This is a genomic window from Vibrio ostreicida (assembly GCF_013074385.2).
GTDB classification, from domain to species: Bacteria; Pseudomonadota; Gammaproteobacteria; order Enterobacterales; family Vibrionaceae; genus Vibrio; species Vibrio ostreicida.
Map to the genome: position 1 here is coordinate 1 of NZ_JABEYA020000018.1, position 19274 is coordinate 19274.

The window sequence follows — 19274 nt, forward strand, 5'->3', positions numbered from 1 at the left end:
TAAGATTTTGTTCGGCTCAATGAATACTGACTTCAAAACTTATCGTTACTCGAAAGTAACAAGCAATTTTAAAGCTATTACCATTCCAACAGAATGATAATGAATTGACTGTGCCAAATAACCGAAGTTATTTGTATTGGTCACTCAGTTCATTGATACCTAAAGTGATTCAATAGAATCATTTTTGGATTATCATCAACGAGTGCCCACACAGATTGATAGGTTTATATTTTTAAAGAGCGTTGTTTTAAGCTTTGCTCAAAACGGACGGCTATTTTAGCGAGATAACTTGTTGTGTCAAACACTTTTTTCGTTATTTTCTCTTAAAGTTAATAACTTAACTTTTAACCGCTCGATGCCTCGGATTGCTGAATCAGCTTCCCGTGACAACGAGAGCGGATTATAGAGATAATCTTCTTGAGCACAAGCTTTAAATTGAAATAAATTCAACTTCTCACACCATTAGCTGACAAACTAACCAAATCGATTTAAATTACAGCAAAAAGGCCCGAAAGGGCCTTGTTTTTTATTGATGTGCAATGATTTGATCTTTACTGACCACCAACTTAACTGGCTTTTCCGGTAAAATCTTGCCAGCCAGTATCGCTTTGGCCAACGGATTCTCCACTGTTTGCTGGATGGCTCGCTTGAGCGGACGAGCGCCAAATACCGGATCAAAACCAACCTGTGCTATCAGCTCTAATGCTTTTTCCGAGACTTCAAGCGAATAGCCTTTATCTTCCATCCGAGTCGACAGCTGGTTAAGTTGAATCGATGCGATGGATTTAATGTGAGCCTGACCCAACGGATGGAAAACAACGCTCTCATCCACTCGATTCAAAAATTCAGGTCGGAAATGCTTGTTGACCACTTCCATGACCTGAGATTTCATACTTTCATAATCAAGCGCACCAAAGTTTTCTTGAATTCGTGCAGAACCTAGGTTGGACGTCATAATGACCACAGTATTGCGAAAATCGACCGTTCGACCTTGGCCATCGGTCAAGCGACCATCATCTAGAACTTGCAACAAAATGTTAAACACATCTGGATGGGCTTTTTCGACCTCATCCAACAAGATAACAGAATAAGGTTTTCTGCGCACCGCTTCTGTCAGATATCCCCCCTCTTCATAACCAACGTAACCGGGAGGTGCTCCGACCAAACGAGCAACCGAGTGCTTTTCCATAAACTCTGACATATCGATGCGGACCATGGCACTTTCACTATCAAACATAAAGTGCGCGAGTGATTTACACAATTCCGTTTTGCCAACCCCAGTCGGACCTAAACACAAAAACGATCCAATTGGTTTGTCAGGGTCCGATAAACCCGCTCTACTGCGGCGAATAGCATTAGAAACCACTTCCACGGCTTCAGTTTGGCCTATGACACGTTTATGAAGTTCATCTTCCATACGCAAGAGTTTTTCTTTTTCCGCTTCAAGCATCTTAGACACTGGAATACCAGTTTGCTTTGAGAGTACATCTGCAATTTCGTTATCAGTAACCTTATTACGCAATAAAGTCATTTCCTGCATTTCAGCTTGAGTCGCCAGATCAAGTTGCTTCTCCAACTCTGGGATACGCCCATATTGAAGCTCTGACATTCGGTTTAGGTCTCCGGCTCGACGAGCAAATTCCATATCCAAGCGCGCTTGCTCAAGCTCACCTTTTATATGTTGGGTACCTGATAACGATGCTTTCTCAGCGTTCCATACTTCTTCAAGTTCTGCAAACGCTCTTTCTCGTTCACTTAGCTCATCGTTTAGCGTACTCAAGCGCTTTTCACTTGCTTCATCGTGCTCGTTCGTGAGTGCTTGTTGTTCTATTTTGAGCTGAATGATTTTTCGCTCTAATTTATCCAGTGATTCGGGTTTGGAATCAATCTGTATTCGAATACTCGAAGCGGCCTCATCGATAAGATCGATGGCCTTATCTGGCAATTGACGATCAGAGATATAGCGGTGAGATAAGCTCGCCGCTGCAACAATAGCAGGGTCAGTAATTTCGACATGGTGATGAAGTTCATAACGTTCTTTGAGTCCACGTAGAATAGCCACGGTATCTTCGACAGATGGTTCTTCTACGAGAACTTTCTGAAAACGACGTTCCAAAGCCGGATCTTTTTCGATGTATTGACGGTACTCATCTAATGTAGTGGCTCCTACACAGTGTAATTCACCTCTTGCCAAAGCCGGTTTCAGCATATTACCGGCATCCATAGAGCCTTCACCTTTACCAGCACCGACCATTGTGTGGATTTCATCAATAAAAAGGATGACACTGCCTTCTTCTTTAGACAGTTCATTTAATACCGACTTTAAACGTTCTTCAAATTCACCTCTATATTTTGCTCCAGCAACCAGCGCGCCCATATCAAGTGAGAGTACGCGCTTGTTACGCAATCCTTCCGGCACCTCGTTATTAATGATGCGCTGGGCTAACCCTTCAACAATGGCCGTTTTGCCTACCCCAGGTTCACCGATAATCACCGGATTGTTTTTTGTACGACGTTGAAGCACTTGAATGGTTCGCCGAATTTCATCATCCCTGCCAATAACAGGATCGAGTTTGCCCTGCTCAGCTCTCTCAGTCAGATCAATCGTAAATTTCTCTAAAGATTGACGTAAATCTTCAGCATTCTGATCATTGACTTTCTGCCCGCCTCTAACTTTATCAATCGCAGAACTAAGCTTCTTTTCAGTTAAACCCAGCTCTTTTAACAATTCGCCCAATGGCCCTTTGTCTTCAATTGCTGCCAGTAAAAAAACTTCAGACGAAATATACGCATCTTGGCGCTTTTGAGCGACTTTATCGCAGAGATTGAATAGTGCGCCCATAGAGCTGGATAGTTGGACATCTCCGCCAATACCACTGACTTTGGGCAAGCGGTCAAGAATCTCACTCACTTTTGAGCGTAAATGAGTGACATCAACATCAAGTATGGTCAGCAATGGACGAATGGGGCTGCCATTTTGATCCATCAATGCAACCATAAGGTGAACAGGTTCTATATATTGGTGATCCCTACCTAGTGCTAATGACTGGGCATCGGATATCGCGATTTGAAACTTGCTTGTGAATCTGTCAAGACGCATGCCTACTTTCCTAACCTCAAAGAAAAACTCTTATAATCAGTATGGAAGATGGCTACAGAAACCTGAGTTTTCAAGGGTAAGTCTATGCTGACTTCACAGTTTATTTAGTTTTCTTTCCAGATAAAGGTTGCTTGTCTGCCCGTGGTGCCATTGCGGCGATACGAGTAAAAGCGATTTGAATCTTCATAAGTGCATAAATTGCTATAGTAAATACGATGAACGCCTGCTCGGTTAAGTCTTTGAGTCGCCAATACATTCATATCGGCTAACCACTTTCCTTTTTGTTCCCTCTGCGTAAAGGCCTCAATGGCGCTAGGAACGATGGCCGTAAACGCCTCGACAACGTCTCTGCCCACTTCAAAAACGGTTTGACCTATGGCAGGACCGATCCAAGCCATCACTTCACCATCAAACTTTATCACTGCATTTTCAATAATACCGCTGGCCAAACCGCGCCAGCCAGCATGCACTGCCGCCACTTGTGTACCAAGCACATTCGTTAAAAGTACCGGAAGACAATCCGCTGTCATCGCGCAACAAACCACTCCCGAACTTTGGGTAAACGCCCCATCAGCATCGAGCACTGTTGTGGTTGGCTGAACCAGACTTTCCACCACTGTTGAATGGGTCTGGTTGAGCCACACGGGCGCTGACGGCATATTTGCCAGATACTCAATCTCACCTCGGTTTCTTTCAACGGTATGATTATCATCCCCAACATGTGTGCCCAAATTCAATCCTTGATATGGGCCACGAGAAAATCCACCTATTCTTGTCGAAGAAATGGCTTTAATGTTTCCTGCTGCTGGCCAATTGGGGATAATCATACCCATGATTAAAAATCATCTTCCAAGCCATATTCACGAGTATCCTGTCGCAGTGCTTCAGCCATTTCAATCATATCGTCTGGTACTGGCGCGTGAAACTCAACCTCCTCACCTGTCCTTGGGTGTTCAAACTTAAGCATGACAGCATGCAAAGCCTGACGGTCAAAAGAACGGATGTGTTCAGCCAATTCTTGTGAAGCGCCACTTGGTATACGCGCACGGCCACCATATGCAGTGTCACCCAATAGTGGGTGCTGTAAATAAGACATATGAACACGAATCTGGTGAGTACGGCCAGTTTCAAGGCGTAAGCGAATACGAGTATGCTCACGGAAGTGTTCAGCAACTCGATAATGCGTTATAGCCGGCTTACCCATAGGGCTCACAGCCATCAGCGTTCGCTTGGTTGAGTGACGACCAATCGGTTGCTCCACTCGACCACCAGCAGTCATTCGGCCAATCGCAATCGCTTCATACTCACGGACAAAGTTGCGCTTCTTCTGTAATGCGCGCACTAGGCGAGTTTGAGCAGGTACGGTTTTGGCGACCACCATTAAACCTGTGGTGTCTTTATCAAGACGATGAACAATACCCGCTCGCGGAACTTCAGCTATGTTAGGAAAATGGTGCAACAAAGCATTTAACACTGTTCCATCAGGCGTACCTGCACCAGGGTGAACAACAAAACCTCGTGGTTTATTGATCACCATAATGTCGTCATCTTCATAAACGATATCCAAAGGAATATCTTGTGCTTCCCAGCGTTCTTCATCTTCAAGTTCGGCTTGGAGGATGATTTCCTCTCCCCCCATTACCCGAGTTCTTGGCTTGGTCACAACCTCACCATTTACTTGTACTTTACCCCCTAGCAACCACTCTTTGAGACGTGAGCGAGAAAAATCGGCGAATAATTCGGCAATAGCTTGGTCCAAACGCTGACCGAGCTGGCTATCTTTTACTGTATTTGTTAATTCAATCTGCTGTGCCATATCGAACTTTTTTAAAAACTGTGAGACTAATTGTCACTAGTGTGGAAGAATATTGTTCCATTGTATCTGCTACCGCCAAGAAAGTAACGGAAGCAAAAAAAATATTTATCTCAAGGAATCGAATCCTGACATGAAAAAGCATACTTTATCTGGCTTGTTGGCACTCTCCGTTTTAGTTGGTTGCTCTAGCAGCAAAGAAGTCGTACCGGACGTACCACCCTCTCAACTCTACTCAGAAGCACAGATATCGCTGCAAAGTGGCAACTGGTTAACGGCAATTGATAAATTGGAAGCATTGGATTCACGTTATCCATTCGGGGCATATTCCGCTCAGGTTCAATTAGATTTAATTTATGCCTACTACAAAAATGATGATCTAGCACTTGGCCTTGCAACAATAGAGCGTTTTTCACGCCTAAACCCCACTCACGAAAAGCTCGATTGGGTACTTTACATGCGCGGGTTAACTCACATGGCGCAAGACCGAAACTTTATGCACGATTTGTTCAACGTGGATCGCAGTGATCGCGACCCTGAACCTGTGAAGAAAGCCTTTGCTGATTTCAAAAAATTACTGGAACGTAGCCCTGACAGTCCTTATGCCGAGGATGCACAGCAACGCTTGTTTGCTTTAAAAAATCGTCTGGCGAACTATGACCTTGCCACAGCAGACTTTTACCTTCGTCGAGAAGCGTGGATCGCCGCCATCAACCGATCGCAGGAACTACAAAAAACCTATCCAGATACTCAAGCCGCTCGCAAGTCTCTAGAAATTCAACTTGCTGCCTATCAACAGTTGGGATTAGAGGAAGCTGTTCAACGAACAGAACAACTCATTCAATTGAACCCTTAAGTAAACCTTCTTCTGTGAAACAAAAAACCGCTTCAAACGAAGCGGTTTTTTAGAATATCGATAGTTAACCCTGCGAGCCCGAAAATCTATGTGCCCAAGCAACGGGCTATCCGATTTTCTAACCGCTTTATACAGCGCAACAGATGATAGTGGGTAACAAGTGATTGGCTAACAAGTTTATCTTTTCTTTAGCCGCAATAAGTCACTAAAAAGCATTGAATTTTTAGTTGATTTCGTCTCTAAATTTAGCAAGATTTTTGATAGGTTCAAGCACTTTCTCTTGGTCATACCGAGACTCTTTGAAATAGGTCACGTTTAAATTCAACCAACCCAAATACCGACTAAAAGGTGATGTATATCACGTTATTTTTAATGGAGACGAGTAGTCTGAAGTTAACCCCACAAGGGATGCTTCAGAGGAAAACATCTATGAAAGTAAATATCACTGGTAAGAACATCGACATTACCTCTGCAATCCGCTCACACATTGAGAGCAAATTCAAAAAGTTAGAAAAGTGGCAAGTCGACATCATAGGCTGTCAGGCAACCTTCAGTGAAGAGCCGAATAAGCAAAAGAAATTTGAAGCCGTTATTACGATACCTAAAGGTCAACTGGTTGCCTCCTCAACCCATGAAGATTTATATATTGCTGTCAATGAGGTAGAACAAAAGCTTGAGCGTCAGCTAAATAAGCTACGCCACAAACCTGAAGCTCGCCGAGCAACAAAACCAGAACTCGAAGAAGAAGTTGAGTAAATTTAGAACTACAATTTAACAGAGAGAATAGCGCCGGAAGGCGCTATTTTTTTGCTTGACGATCAATAAGTGGTTGCTTATTGTGTAGGCACTATCACAAAAAATGATTTTATTATGCCTCACAGTGCACAGTTCTTTTTTGACTTATTTTTTCTCCACTAACACTGGAGGCTCTCTCGTTTTCGAAAGATAAATCAAAAACGAACAGAAAGCCTCCCACTGGGAGGTTTTTTTATATAGGAATGCAGGATGACCGAAAAAAAATACTCACTCGATGAAATTCGCGTACGTTTAAATGAGCTGGATGACGAGCTACTCAGGCTCTTATCTGAGCGAAGAAAAATGAGTATTGAAGTCGCAAAAAGCAAAGTCAAGACCTCAAAACCTGTGCGAGATGCTAATCGAGAACAACAGCTTTTGGTTAAGCTCATTAATTCAGGGCGTGACCTGTATGAGTTGGATGCTCAGTATATTACCAAACTGTTTCACACTATTATCGAAGATTCTGTGCTTCTTCAGCAGTCTTATTTACAGAATCTAGCCAACCCTGAACTGAGCCGTAAGCCTCTGTCTCGCGTCGCTTTTCTCGGTTCTAAGGGATCTTACTCTTATTTAGCTAGCCATGAATATTTCAGTCGAAAGAACATCGATTTGATTGAGCTTAACTGTGAACATTTTAAGGAGGTCACTCAGACTGTTGAATCCGGCCATGCCGATTACGGTGTCTTACCTATAGAAAACACCAGCTCCGGATCAATTAATGAAGTCTATGATCTGCTGCAACATACGACACTTTATATCGTCGGTGAACTCACGCTGCCGATTGAACATTGTCTCGTTGCCACTACTGAGCTTCGCCTTGAAGACATCAAAACGTTATACTCTCATCCGCAGCCTCACCAACAATGTAGCGAGTTCCTAAGCCGTATGAAAGGCGTGGTATTGGAATCCTGTTCCAGTACAGCAGATGCAATGAAAAAAGTGAAGGAAATGAACCGGAATGATGTCGCCGCTATCGGTAATGCATCTAGTGGTAAACTTTACGGCCTACAATCTATCCAAGGTAATATCGCTAACCAAACAGAAAACCACACTCGCTTTATCGTCGTTGCGCGGAAACCCGTTGAAGTATCGACCCAGATTCCAGCTAAGACAACCCTCATCATGTCCACTTCTCAGGAAGCTGGCGCTTTAGTTTCAACCTTGTTGGTACTCCAAAAGTACAACATTAATATTAACAAGCTGGAGTCTAGACCCATTATGGGCAATCCTTGGGAAGAAATGTTTTACGTTGACCTTGAATCCCATATTGAGTCAAATGAGATGCAACTCGCCCTCAACGAACTTACGCAACTCACTAAACACCTCAAAATATTGGGCTGTTATCCAAGTGAAAATGTTAAGCCGACAAACGTTAAACTCCAGTAATTAAGTCAGACAGATCAAATAAATGACCAGAGGTGACTGACACACTATATAAATAAACCTAACATGCACAACCTTGTTGCATATTGGTAGTGTCAGCCCTCACCGGCCTCCCACTCTGGTAGGCAGTATCCATTCACCGAATAGATGGGAATTTTCTAGCTACTATGAGGTTGAACACCCTAGTCATCGCCGTTACATTCATTCACAGCTTTGCCGCACACTCTGCTGAGTCCCTAAATATCTACATGTGGGAAGATACTCTCTCTCAAAATGTGGTCGACAACTGGCATAAAGAGTCACCCACCCAACTTAAGTTTTCTCACTTCGACAATGATGATGAACGAAGCTTGCTCATGATGAAAAGTGTTCAATTACCCTTTGATATCGTCATTTTGGATAATGTGTCAGCCAATATCTATGGAAGGCAAGGCGCTTTTGAAGATCTCTCTCAGTTAGAAAACCGCCATCACAACGACAAAAAGTGGCTCCAAGCCTGTGGTAATCATGCGATTCCTTACTTTTGGGGAACCGTAGGCATCGCTTACCGCCAAGATTTGGTTGGATCGCCCCCGAAAACTTGGCGGAACTTTGTCAACCCTCCCAAGGACTTGGAAGGGAAAATAGGGATGATCAACGATAGTATCGAAAGCTTTCTACCTGTCTTTTACAGCTTAAACATCTCACCAACCGAAGACGACGAAAGACTCCTGCAACGGGCTTATCCAGCCTTACAAGCATTCAACGATAAAATCCTGACGTATGAATATATTCTCAGCTACATTCGCAGCCATGAAAAAGCGGACAAGCTCGCGATGGCGCTCGCCTACAGTGGCGACCAATATTCACTTAATCGCTTTTACGAGGAACAGCAATGGCACTTTATTGCCCCTGAAGGAGAGTTGTTTTTATGGGTTGACTGCCTTGCCATCAACAGCCATTCTCAAAATAAAACAGCGGCAAAAGCCTTCCTTGAGTATCTTATGGATCCCAAAATAGCTGCAATAAATGCAAAAGACATCAAAGCTGCTACTCCGAACTTAACAGCCTTAAAACTGGTGCCTGATTGGTACAAAAATGATGCATCATTATTTCCTGAAAAAGAAAGAGTCGAACAAGGTCGTGTAGATAGCGAACTCTCGGCATCAAATATCAGCTTACGAGCAAAAATCATCAATCGCATTTTGAAACGTCATGAAGCTCAGCACTAGAGTTCTGTTGTTAGTATCGCCCGTCATCTTAATGAGCGCAGCGTTTTCTAGCTACGGCATTTATAACAACCAAAAAGACGCGTTAACGAAACGCGAAAACAGCTACTTGCAACTCACAATGGAGAAGCTTTCAGGCCACTTTCGTCAATCGGTCGCGCTACTTAATAGCTATTCACTCACGCTGACTAAAAGTGACATCATACGTCATTATTTTTTTCAGCAAGACAACCCTTATAGTGAAATGGAGCTGATTGACAACCTGCAGATAACCATAGACAACTTACAAGCTAACCGTAAAAATCAAATCGCAGTGGCCATTTTTGATCGTCATAGGCAGTTAAAGTTTTATGCAGACAATCAAGCAGATCCTTTCTCCAAACTTGACCGGAATGTGCACCAGTTTGTGGACAATACTTACAGACTCTCGGGAGCAACATCGCACACTGGATTTACTCGTAATCAGCAGGGACAAAGCATACTTGTTCGCTACGATGTCTTGGATGTAAATACTCTGATGTCACCGCTAAGTTATAATAAAGATCAGGTCTTCTTTGTTATTGTCTACTTATCTCTTGATAAATTTGATCAGCTAAAGCACATCATAGAATTCGATAATGATACGAGCTTGTTTTTCACGGATGAACCCATTGTCAAATCAGGTTTAACTCAGTCAGTGGAACTTCAACCAAGCTTGTTTGCGATTTTGGATCCTGCGCCGTACCTCATTTCAGAAAAGCTCAATAAGATCGAACAGTGGTTGACCCTATTTTTTGGCGCATCAACTGTAGTCACTATTGTCATTTTATTGTTCTTGCTCCACCGCAGAGTCGTCAGCCCAATCATTCGCTTAGAAATGCAACTACAAGAAGTAGAACAGAGGAAAAAACACAATATTGATCGACTGCGCAGCAATGATGAGATTGGGCGGCTATCAGCTCGTTTTTATGATATGTACAAAGAGCTCAATTCAAGCTATCAAAAAACAAAAGCAATGGCTGAAAATGATCACCTTACCCAGCTGGCGAACCGCTATCAATTCCAAGTATCGATTGAACAAGCTCTGGCTAACAAGCTACTTCACACCCATGCTTGGATTTTGTACATCGACCTTGATAATTTTAAGTATGTCAACGATAAATACGGACACCACTCAGGTGACTCACTCCTGATCAATTTCGCTCAACATATTCGAGGCGTTTGCCATCAATATCAGACAAGTCATGGAATAAAATGCCTAGCTTCAAGGCTATCAGGCGATGAGTTTGCGATTTTTATTGCATCCGCCTGCGAAAGTGACTCGCCGGATACCATTGCTCAGGCGGTGCTTGAACCGATTCAAAACCCCAAAAATTCACCACTGGGTAATTTCCCGATTACCGCGAGTATTGGGATCGCTACTTATCCCAAAGACGGCCAAGATCTGGAGAAGCTGCTTTCTAATGCAGACACCGCGATGTACCAAGCTAAGCGAGCAGGAAAAAACCAGATTGCACGCTATTCAGAAGAGCTAGGAAAGATTGTTTATCGACGAGTCCAAATTGAACGAGCATTGCGAAATGGTGAATTTAATCAGGAATTTACTTTAAAGTACCAACCTTACTTTGAACGCTCAGGTACAAAGATCGTTGGCGTCGAAGCGTTATTGCGTTGGGAGTCCCCAATTATGGGCCGAGTCAGCCCAGACGAATTCATCCCAATATCAGAAAAAACAGGCTTATTTGGAAAAATAGATCGCTGGGTTATCGAAAGCGCATTTAAGGATTTCGTTGCATTACAGAACAGCTTTGAACACGATATCCAACTTTCCATTAACCTTTCATCCGCGGAACTGGATTCTTTGCAATTAGCAAGGGATATTCAATCTATGGCGCATAAATACAATGTGATACCCAGCTTAATTGATTTTGAAATTACAGAAACGTTTGCCACTGATTCTCAGAGCTATTCACTGCTCCATGAACTCTCGATCATGGGTTTTAAACTGGCCATTGACGATTTTGGTTCGGGCTATACCTCCATCACACAACTGGTCGAATACCCAGTCCAAAAAATCAAGCTTGATCGCGAATTTCTCGCGGCCCTGATAAAAACCAATAATCAGAAAGTCGTCAAACCCCTTGTTGACCTGTGTCACTCTCAGTCAATGATAGTCACCGCTGAAGGTATTGAGTCCGAGGAGATGCACCAATGGCTCGCTGACAATCAGTGCGATTATATGCAAGGCTATTTTCTCTCTCGACCTGTACCACTTGAAGAGCTAAAGTACGTTAATTCAAGCAATGAAGGAAAGACCGATGTCGATGACAACTGTTATCGTCGCTTCGCTTAACCCGGCAAAAATCAATGCCGTGCGAAGTGCCTTTACGACCGCGCTACCCCATTTAAGCTTTGAATTCATTGGCATTAGTGCCGAAAGTGAAGTCCCTGACCAGCCGATGGATAGCCAAGAAACCTACACTGGAGCTTGCAACCGAGTAAAAAATGCAAAACTTGCCTACCCACTAGCCGCTTATTACGTGGGAATAGAAGCCGGGATTGAAGGCCAGATCACATTTGCGTGGATGGTGATAGAATCTGAGACGAAACGTGGAGAATCACGCTCAGCAAGCTTAATGCTCCCACCCATAGTGATTGAACAACTTCATGAGGACAATGAACTGGGCACGGTCATGGACGATGTGTTCGAAACAGAGAACATTAAACAAAAGGGTGGCGCGATTGGTTTACTCACTCAAAACCAACTCACGCGCAGTAGTGTCTATCATCAGGCGTTGATACTCGCACTTATCCCCTTTACAAATGCGCACTATTTTCCTGCCAACTTGCAGGAAATACGTACATAAAGTCGCTAAGCTTTTATTTTTTCTCTAGCAAGGCGGCCATCTCCGCCTTTTCCTGCTCTGTTTTTAATTTTAGCTCGTTGGAGCCTCTGGTGATCGTCGCGACACCAACGCCCAACATCTGACTGATCTGCCTTTGTGATAATTCACCTTTAAGTAATTCTCGAAAGATATTCATTCTTGCGATCAGTGAATCACGTTCATCGGGTGTAAGCAGCATGGTTAATAGCATTTCGTGCTGATCACAAGCACTGCTGCTTTTGATTACATTTAAAACCTGTTGCCAATCTGTGTACTCGGGTTGTGTTGCCATCTAATCTTCTTACCTAGAAACGTAATAATACTAAGAGATCTTCTCACCCTAGTATCTGGTATCAATTTCATTTTGATTGAGAAAAGCACCATCAACCCCTAGTAGATCACGATAATACGTTTCAAACATCAAAATATTTTGCACGTATCCCCGAGTTTCCTTAAAAGGAATGGCCTCGATAAAAGCGTAAGCATCCAGCTTTCCCTGAGTCCTCTTACGCCACGTTTTCACACGATACGGACCTGCATTATACGCAGCAAGCGCAAAAATTCGATTATTATCGTATTGATCAAGCAAGCCTTTAAAGTAATGACTTCCTATTTCTATGTTCTTCCCTACCTCATAGAGATCACGACTACTCTGATAAGCCAATTGGTATTTTCGTGCCGTATATTTTGCTGTAGACGGCATAATTTGCATTATTCCTCGCGCGCCCACAGGCGATCTTGCTTCAACGTCTAGAGCACTTTCTTGGCGAGCTAAAGACATCAGAGTAATGGGGTCAATTCGATGTTTTTCGCCATAGAAATCAAACCACCAGCGATGGGCAATCGGAAAACGAATCTCCAAGTTGTCCCACATTTTAGCCGTGATACTGGCTGTAACCGATAAGTGAGACCAATTTTTGTAAGACGCATAAGCGGCCAGCATCTCTTTTTGTTGAGCATTGGCTCTCTGAAGAAGCCAACGCCATTCACTTTTCGCTGCCGTAATTTTATCCCGTTCCACCAATTCTTCTATCCGCACTAAAGCCTTCATAAAGGGCTGCACCGCACGTTGCTCAAGAGAAAGCGACGAGACAGGGTAATTGATCGAACGTTGAATTTCCTTCGCAGCAGCAACACTGTAGAAATTACGCTGACCCACGAGATTCTCCAAACGATTATTCCCCGAAATGGCATCACCAGAGGCGACCTCACTGCGTCCAAGCCAATATTGCCAACGAATCGTATTCTGTGCACTCTCCGAGAGGTGAGCAACCCACTTAATGACACCGGTCCAATCTGCCTTTTGGATTGCTAAACGAATCCGTCGCTCTATCAACGCATCATTACCAGACGAGGCAATCATTGTGTCGCGCCATTGGGACAGCGATGCCTTATCCGTGTTAATCAATCTAAACGATATATAATCCGCCAATCTTTGCGCATCTTGCTGAGAAAATTGTTGAGCAGACACTACTTTTGAAAACACACTCTGCGCTAAGTCAGCATCTTTACGCGCGAGTTTCTTTACAGCCAGTTCAGCCTGACGACGGTTAAAATCCGTCGAAGTTCGTTGGCGTGAAAAAGTCACCACCCGTTCAGGCCGATTGAACAACTTTTTCATTTCTAATGCCTGCTTTCTCGACGTTCCTGAATCAAGTAGCGTTTTAAGATAATTCATCAATGAGCCATTGCGCGCTTCAAACGCCAACAGCATACGCTCTAAAACTTGCTGATCTGTCCTAAGGCCAGCTTTGTCCCAAACTTTAAACAATGGGTCACATGCATCGGCAATGCTTTTCCCTGAATGCCACAATTTCTTTGCCCCACGAAAGGCTTGTGTTTTTTTGCCCGTTTGGTACAGCGCATGATAATAATGACATTGATAAGTTTCACCTTTAGGCTCAACGGACTGAAAGTTAGCGAGTTTTTCCCACTGGTTGTTACGTGCCAGACTGTCAATATAGGGCGCTCGAATACGATTAGAAAAAGGCAGTGTGTTATAAGCTTGAATAAAGTTTTCTACTTCAATCGGTGTACGTTGAGCGATATTGACGAGAAAAGCTCGGTAGTCTGTGTAAGGGGTTAGTGGATAGTCTTTTATCTTGGGACGAAGTTGACGATATTGGGCAACTTGATTGCGGTCGAGATAATGCTGGGCTTTGTCATAAATGGTACGCTGCTCCTGAATATTGGCCGCCGTCACTGGGGAAGTAAAGCTCGCGCTGTAGACCATCGAAAGACCAATCAGAATCGATGAAGGAATACAATACAGCGACTTGGGAAACATCAACGTCATGAATTCTCGTCCTGTTGAGAATAGTTAGAGTCTGTGGATTAATTTACGCTTATTCTGGGCGTCCGTGTAAAGCATAAAGGTGTAAATAATCATAAAATCACACAACTGTGACATGGATTGCACCGTGCGCTTTCAATCATGCACTTATCTATCAATAATCTCAATGCGTTTCCCGCTCATGACTTTCTAAGGTAACAAAGCCTGCCATCTTGGTATAAAATGGCGCTTTACTTGAACCGAAAATTTTAGGAACGAGCAGCAATGGCTGAATACGTATATACCATGTCTCGGGTGAGCAAAATCGTGCCACCTAAACGTCAAATTCTTAAAAACATCTCACTGAGCTTTTTTCCGGGCGCCAAAATTGGTGTTCTTGGTTTAAATGGTGCGGGTAAATCAACGCTGCTACGCATCATGGCAGGGATTGATACTGATATCGATGGCGAAGCCCGTCCTCAACCAGGCCTTAATGTAGGCTATTTGCCTCAGGAACCCGTGTTGGATGAATCAAAAACCGTTCGTGAAATCGTAGAAGAAGCCGTTTCCGATGTCGCTGGTGCGCTCAAGCGCCTTGATAGCGTTTATGCAGCCTACGCCGAAGAAGGGGCTGATTTCGATGCCCTTGCCAAAGAACAAGGTGAATTGGAAGCACTGATTCAGAGTAAAGATGGGCATAACTTAGAGAATGCGTTAGAACGCGCCGCCAATGCGCTTAGACTTCCTGACTGGGATCAAACCATTGCACATTTATCTGGTGGTGAACGCCGCCGTGTCGCTATTTGTCGTTTGCTTCTTGAAAAGCCTGATATGCTGCTCCTCGACGAGCCCACCAACCACCTTGATGCGGAGTCTGTCGCTTGGCTAGAACGTTTTCTGGTTGATTATACAGGCACCGTCGTTGCTATTACGCACGACCGTTACTTCTTGGATAATGCCGCAGGGTGGATTCTTGAACTTGACCGCGGAGAAGGTATTCCTTGGCAAGGCAACTATACCTCGTGGCTCGAACAAAAAGATGCAAGATTACAGCAAGAGGCATCGCAAGAGAAAGCTCGTCAGAAAACCATCGAAAAAGAACTTGAATGGGTTCGTCAAAATCCAAAAGGTCGTCAGGCTAAATCGAAAGCACGTATGGCTCGCTTTGAAGAACTACAAAGCGGAGATCATCAAAAACGCAATGAAACTAACGAACTGTTTATCCCACCAGGTGACCGTTTAGGTGATAAGGTTATTGATGTGGCTAACCTGTCGAAATCTTTTGACGGTCGAGTACTTATTGATGATTTATCATTTAGCATACCAAAAGGTGCAATCGTCGGTATCATCGGAGCAAACGGCGCTGGTAAATCGACCCTATTTAAAATGTTAAGTGGGACTGAAATCCCTGATTCAGGCTCTATTGAAATGGGTGACACCGTTAAGCTGGCCTCCGTCGAACAGTTCCGAGATAGTATGGATGACAGCAAGACCGTCTTTCAGGAGATTTCTGAAGGTGCCGATATCATCAAAATTAATAGTTTTGAGATACCCGCGCGTGCTTACTGCTCTCGTTTCAACTTCAAAGGTTCTGATCAACAAAAGATCATCGGTGAATTATCAGGTGGTGAACGTAACCGCGTACATCTTGCTAAACTTCTAAAAGCAGGCGGTAATGTCCTTCTACTTGATGAACCTACCAACGATCTCGATGTTGAAACGTTGCGGGCTCTTGAAGAAGCTCTACTTGAATTTCCAGGATGCGCCATGGTTATTTCGCATGACCGCTGGTTCTTAGACCGTATCGCAACACATATCATCGATTATCGCGATGAAGGTCAAGTCAACTTTTATGAAGGAAATTATACTGAATATATGGATTGGCTGAAAAAGACCTTAGGTCCGGAAGCCGCAGAACCCCACCGCATCAAGTATAAGCGCATTACCAAGTAATCCCATCGCTTGGTGTTTATTCCAAGGCCGCTTTGATAGCGGCCTTATTTTATGCTGATTCAAAAAAGATAACCCATTTGTTGTGACCGAAATCATTAGACTATCTTCTGTCATGCCTCCATAACTCAAACTTTGATCATTCTATTTACTACTATTAGGGTAGATAACCCAGATTGAGAGAGTTAACTATGATTGAACGCCGCAAGTTTTCGCGTATCGTATACCAAACAGAAGCGTTACTATCTCAAAGAGGCAAAGTAGTCACATCCTCTGTATGTGATTTGTCCCTGCACGGATTGCTAGTGACTTCGGATGATGCCGACTCTCTTGAACTTGACAGTATGGTAGACGTACAGTTCTCTCTTCAGGACACAGACATCACGATTGCGTTGGTTGGAAAAATAGTCGGCCTCAATAATAATGTGATACGAATAAGTATCGATCATATTGATATTGAGAGCATCGGGCATTTGAAGCGGTTAATTGAGTTGAATGTAGGTGATGATGAACTACTGCACAGAGACATTGAACACCTTTCAGATTTGGGTGAATATACCTGACAAGCTTTATGACCAAGACATCATTCCTTGGACCAATATCACACTTTCTAATCGAAAAGGGCCACTAGCGCGGCCCTTTTCTAAGTACTCAATCAACAACTAACCTCGATGAATCGCATCATTCGCTTGTTTTAACAAGTTCTGACTCTCTTTCATAAACTGTTCAGAATAGGCCCCAAACCACTCACTAACCTTATCAAAACTCGTCACAAAGGCGTCTTTATCTTGACCATCGAGGATTTCAAGTGCCTCGCCAAAACAGTGGTGGAAACGTCTGATCATCTCAATATTTTCCTGAGAAGACAGAATAATATCACCGTACAAGTTAGGGTCCTGACAAAATAAACGCCCAACCATAGCAAGTTCCAGACGATAAATTGGGGAACTCAATTGCAGCAGTTTATCAAGATTAGGATTTTCACGGCACAAATGTAAGCCATAAGCGAATGAGGTAAAGTGGCGTAAAGCCTGAATCAGCGTCATGCCGTGGTCATGTTCATCGGCATCGACAGGGCACACACTTGCTCCCCAAATTAAAAACTGATCAAGTAACCATTGATAGTGTTCTCGGCCTCGACCATCACTACAGACAATAACTTGTTTAGCCAAACTAGGAATATCCGGACCAAACATAGGATGCAAACCTACCACAGGCCCTTGATGAACGTTCATCATCGCTTGCAAAGGTTTAGATTTTATCGACGTTAAATCACAAAGGATACAATCTTCGGGTAACTGACCGAGTTTTTCAATCACACCTTGAGTTAAATGAATAGGGACGGTCACAACAACCAAACCCGCATTACTCAGCATCTCAGCTGAATGCGCCCAATCTTGTTTTCCAAGAACTTTGACCTCGTAGCCCGATAATTTAAACATACGTCTAAATAACCCGCCCAGCTGACCATGGCCACCCACAATCACAACAGATCGTAATTCTGGCTTCAAACACTTAAACCCTGAATCATTCTCACTGGCATAAGACTCGCGCATTGTTCGTCGCAAAATATCTTCAATAAGCTGAGGTGGAACCCCTTTTTTTTCAGCTTCTTGGCGTCGAGAAGCCAACATTGCCGCTTCCCGATCTGGGGCATAAATAGGTAAACCGTGCTCACTTTTCACTTCGCCCACTTTCTCTACCAAGGCTAGTCGCTGTGATAAAAGGTCCACTATCTGTTTATCCACAGCATCAATTTGATCACGTAATTGGGTCAATTCAACGGCCATTATTCTTCCTTTCGATCATTTACGTCCTGACGGCTCTTCTAACCCTTTAGACGATTTTCCAAAAATGGAATGAGCTCAGCATGGGTATGTCTCAATAATGCCTCAGTTGACTCCCAATTGATACATGCATCAGTAATAGATACCCCGTATTGCAGTTTACAAAGAGGAACATCCGAAGGCTGATTCCCTTCATTTAAATGACTTTCGATCATCACCCCTATAATGGATTTGTTGCCTTCACGAATCTGATGGATGACATCCTCGGCCACCAGAGGTTGGCGACGAAAGTCTTTGCGGGAATTAGCGTGGCTGCAATCAACCATCAAGGAGGCTTCTAGATCGGCCTTTGCCAGCGCTTGCTCACACTCAAATACCGAAACAGAATCATAGTTTGTCTGCTTACCCCCTCGCAAAATCACATGGCCATTAGGATTACCTTGAGTCGTCAGCAGAGCAACCTGCCCCTCACGACTTATTCCCATGAAACGATGGCTTGAAGATGCCGCCTGCATTGCATTAATCGCCGTCTCCAAATTACCATCAGTACCATTTTTAAACCCTATCGGCATCGACAATCCACTCGCCATTTCTCGGTGAGTCTGAGATTCTGTCGTACGAGCACCGATGGCTGCCCAGCTAAAAGTATCAGCCAGATATTGAGGGCTGATCGGGTCCAGCGCTTCAGTCGCGAGTGGGACTTCCATTTCGGCTAATTCCACTAACAGTTCACGCCCCAAATGAAGCCCATGTTCGATATCAAATGACCCATCTAAATGAGGATCATTAATGAGCCCTTTCCAACCAACGGTCGTACGCGGTTTTTCAAAATAGACGCGCATAACAATGTAAAGTTGATCACTCAACTGCTCTGATAATGTTTTGAGACGTTTCGCGTAGTCTTTCGCCGCATCGATATCATGAATTGAACAAGGCCCACATACCACGAGCAAACGATGATCTTTTTTATGAATGATATCAGCGATCGTTTGGCGCGATGTCTGGATACAACGTCGCGCATGATCACTCAAAGGCAATTTGGCTTTCAATTCTTGTGGGGTGATCAGTACTTGCTCTTCACTGATGTTTACATTACTTAATTCACTTTTCTGCATAACTTAAAATCCGTAAAAATAAATTTACACCCCGTATAATGACTAACTGCCGGGCAAGAAAAGCCTAAGTTAACAGTATTAAATTTAATTTCAAGGTGTACACAATAAAAAACACACGTAAATTAAAA

General features: G+C 43.6%; 15 protein-coding genes and 1 other annotated feature. Of the genes, 8 read left to right on the forward strand and 7 right to left on the reverse strand.

Going from position 1 to position 19274, the window contains the following annotated elements; all coding sequences use genetic code 11:
* Positions 1 to 526 precede the first annotated feature (526 nt).
* The 3 genes from clpB to rluD form a co-directional block, all read right to left on the reverse strand.
* On the reverse strand, positions 527 to 3100 hold the full coding sequence (gene clpB / locus HLM86_RS17175) for an ATP-dependent chaperone ClpB (protein WP_170883412.1): 2574 nt from the start codon (positions 3098 to 3100) through the stop codon (positions 527 to 529).
* A 104-nt stretch (positions 3101 to 3204) separates the two neighbouring features.
* Positions 3205 to 3933, reverse strand: a complete 729-nt coding sequence (pgeF, locus tag HLM86_RS17180; RefSeq protein WP_076590110.1) for a peptidoglycan editing factor PgeF — start codon at positions 3931 to 3933, stop codon at positions 3205 to 3207.
* A gap of 2 nt (positions 3934 to 3935) precedes the next feature.
* Entirely contained in the window at positions 3936 to 4916 is a 981-nt protein-coding gene (rluD, locus tag HLM86_RS17185) for a 23S rRNA pseudouridine(1911/1915/1917) synthase RluD (RefSeq protein WP_076590109.1), read from the reverse strand.
* A 130-nt stretch (positions 4917 to 5046) separates the two neighbouring features.
* Between rluD and HLM86_RS17190 the strand changes: the two genes are divergently transcribed.
* From HLM86_RS17190 to yjjX, 6 genes are all read left to right on the forward strand, one after another.
* Entirely contained in the window at positions 5047 to 5769 is a 723-nt protein-coding gene (locus HLM86_RS17190) for an outer membrane protein assembly factor BamD (RefSeq protein ID WP_076590108.1), read from the forward strand.
* A 429-nt stretch (positions 5770 to 6198) separates the two neighbouring features.
* On the forward strand, positions 6199 to 6525 hold the full coding sequence (gene hpf / locus HLM86_RS17195; protein ID WP_170883415.1) for a ribosome hibernation-promoting factor, HPF/YfiA family: 327 nt from the start codon (positions 6199 to 6201) through the stop codon (positions 6523 to 6525).
* A gap of 116 nt (positions 6526 to 6641) precedes the next feature.
* Positions 6642 to 6761: a sequence feature (Phe leader region), on the forward strand.
* Between the two features lie 13 nt (positions 6762 to 6774).
* Positions 6775 to 7953, forward strand: coding sequence for a prephenate dehydratase (gene pheA, locus HLM86_RS17200; RefSeq protein WP_076590106.1), 1179 nt, complete (start codon positions 6775 to 6777; stop codon positions 7951 to 7953).
* A 164-nt stretch (positions 7954 to 8117) separates the two neighbouring features.
* Complete coding sequence (locus tag HLM86_RS17205; RefSeq protein WP_076590105.1) at positions 8118 to 9161, forward strand: polyamine ABC transporter substrate-binding protein; 1044 nt, start codon at positions 8118 to 8120, stop codon at positions 9159 to 9161.
* Complete coding sequence (locus HLM86_RS17210) at positions 9145 to 11490, forward strand: putative bifunctional diguanylate cyclase/phosphodiesterase (protein WP_076590104.1); 2346 nt, start codon at positions 9145 to 9147, stop codon at positions 11488 to 11490. Before HLM86_RS17205 ends, HLM86_RS17210 begins: the two co-directional genes overlap by 17 nt.
* On the forward strand, positions 11456 to 12004 hold the full coding sequence (gene yjjX, locus HLM86_RS17215) for an inosine/xanthosine triphosphatase (RefSeq protein WP_170883417.1): 549 nt from the start codon (positions 11456 to 11458) through the stop codon (positions 12002 to 12004). Before HLM86_RS17210 ends, yjjX begins: the two co-directional genes overlap by 35 nt.
* A 13-nt stretch (positions 12005 to 12017) precedes the next feature.
* Here the strand turns inward: yjjX and trpR are convergent, their stop codons facing one another.
* Positions 12018 to 12314 carry a trp operon repressor gene (gene trpR / locus HLM86_RS17220; protein WP_076590102.1) on the reverse strand — a complete coding sequence of 99 codons (297 nt, stop codon included), beginning with the start codon at positions 12312 to 12314 and terminating at the stop codon, positions 12018 to 12020.
* Between the two features lie 48 nt (positions 12315 to 12362).
* Positions 12363 to 14318, reverse strand: coding sequence for a murein transglycosylase (sltY, locus tag HLM86_RS17225; RefSeq protein WP_076590101.1), 1956 nt, complete (start codon positions 14316 to 14318; stop codon positions 12363 to 12365).
* A 261-nt stretch (positions 14319 to 14579) separates the two neighbouring features.
* Between sltY and ettA the strand changes: the two genes are divergently transcribed.
* Both ettA and HLM86_RS17235 read left to right on the forward strand, forming a co-directional pair.
* Entirely contained in the window at positions 14580 to 16247 is a 1668-nt protein-coding gene (gene ettA, locus HLM86_RS17230) for an energy-dependent translational throttle protein EttA (RefSeq protein WP_076590100.1), read from the forward strand.
* A gap of 188 nt (positions 16248 to 16435) precedes the next feature.
* A complete protein-coding gene (locus HLM86_RS17235; RefSeq protein ID WP_076590099.1) occupies positions 16436 to 16807 on the forward strand; it encodes a PilZ domain-containing protein in 372 nt (123 codons plus the stop codon).
* A gap of 99 nt (positions 16808 to 16906) precedes the next feature.
* Here HLM86_RS17235 and tyrA read toward each other — a convergent pair whose 3' ends face one another.
* Entirely contained in the window at positions 16907 to 18034 is a 1128-nt protein-coding gene (tyrA, locus tag HLM86_RS17240) for a bifunctional chorismate mutase/prephenate dehydrogenase (RefSeq protein ID WP_076590098.1), read from the reverse strand.
* 38 nt (positions 18035 to 18072) lie between these two features.
* Positions 18073 to 19146 (reverse strand): 3-deoxy-7-phosphoheptulonate synthase, encoded by a 1074-nt coding sequence (locus HLM86_RS17245; protein ID WP_076590097.1) that lies wholly within the window; start codon positions 19144 to 19146, stop codon positions 18073 to 18075.
* Positions 19147 to 19274: the final 128 nt, after the last annotated feature.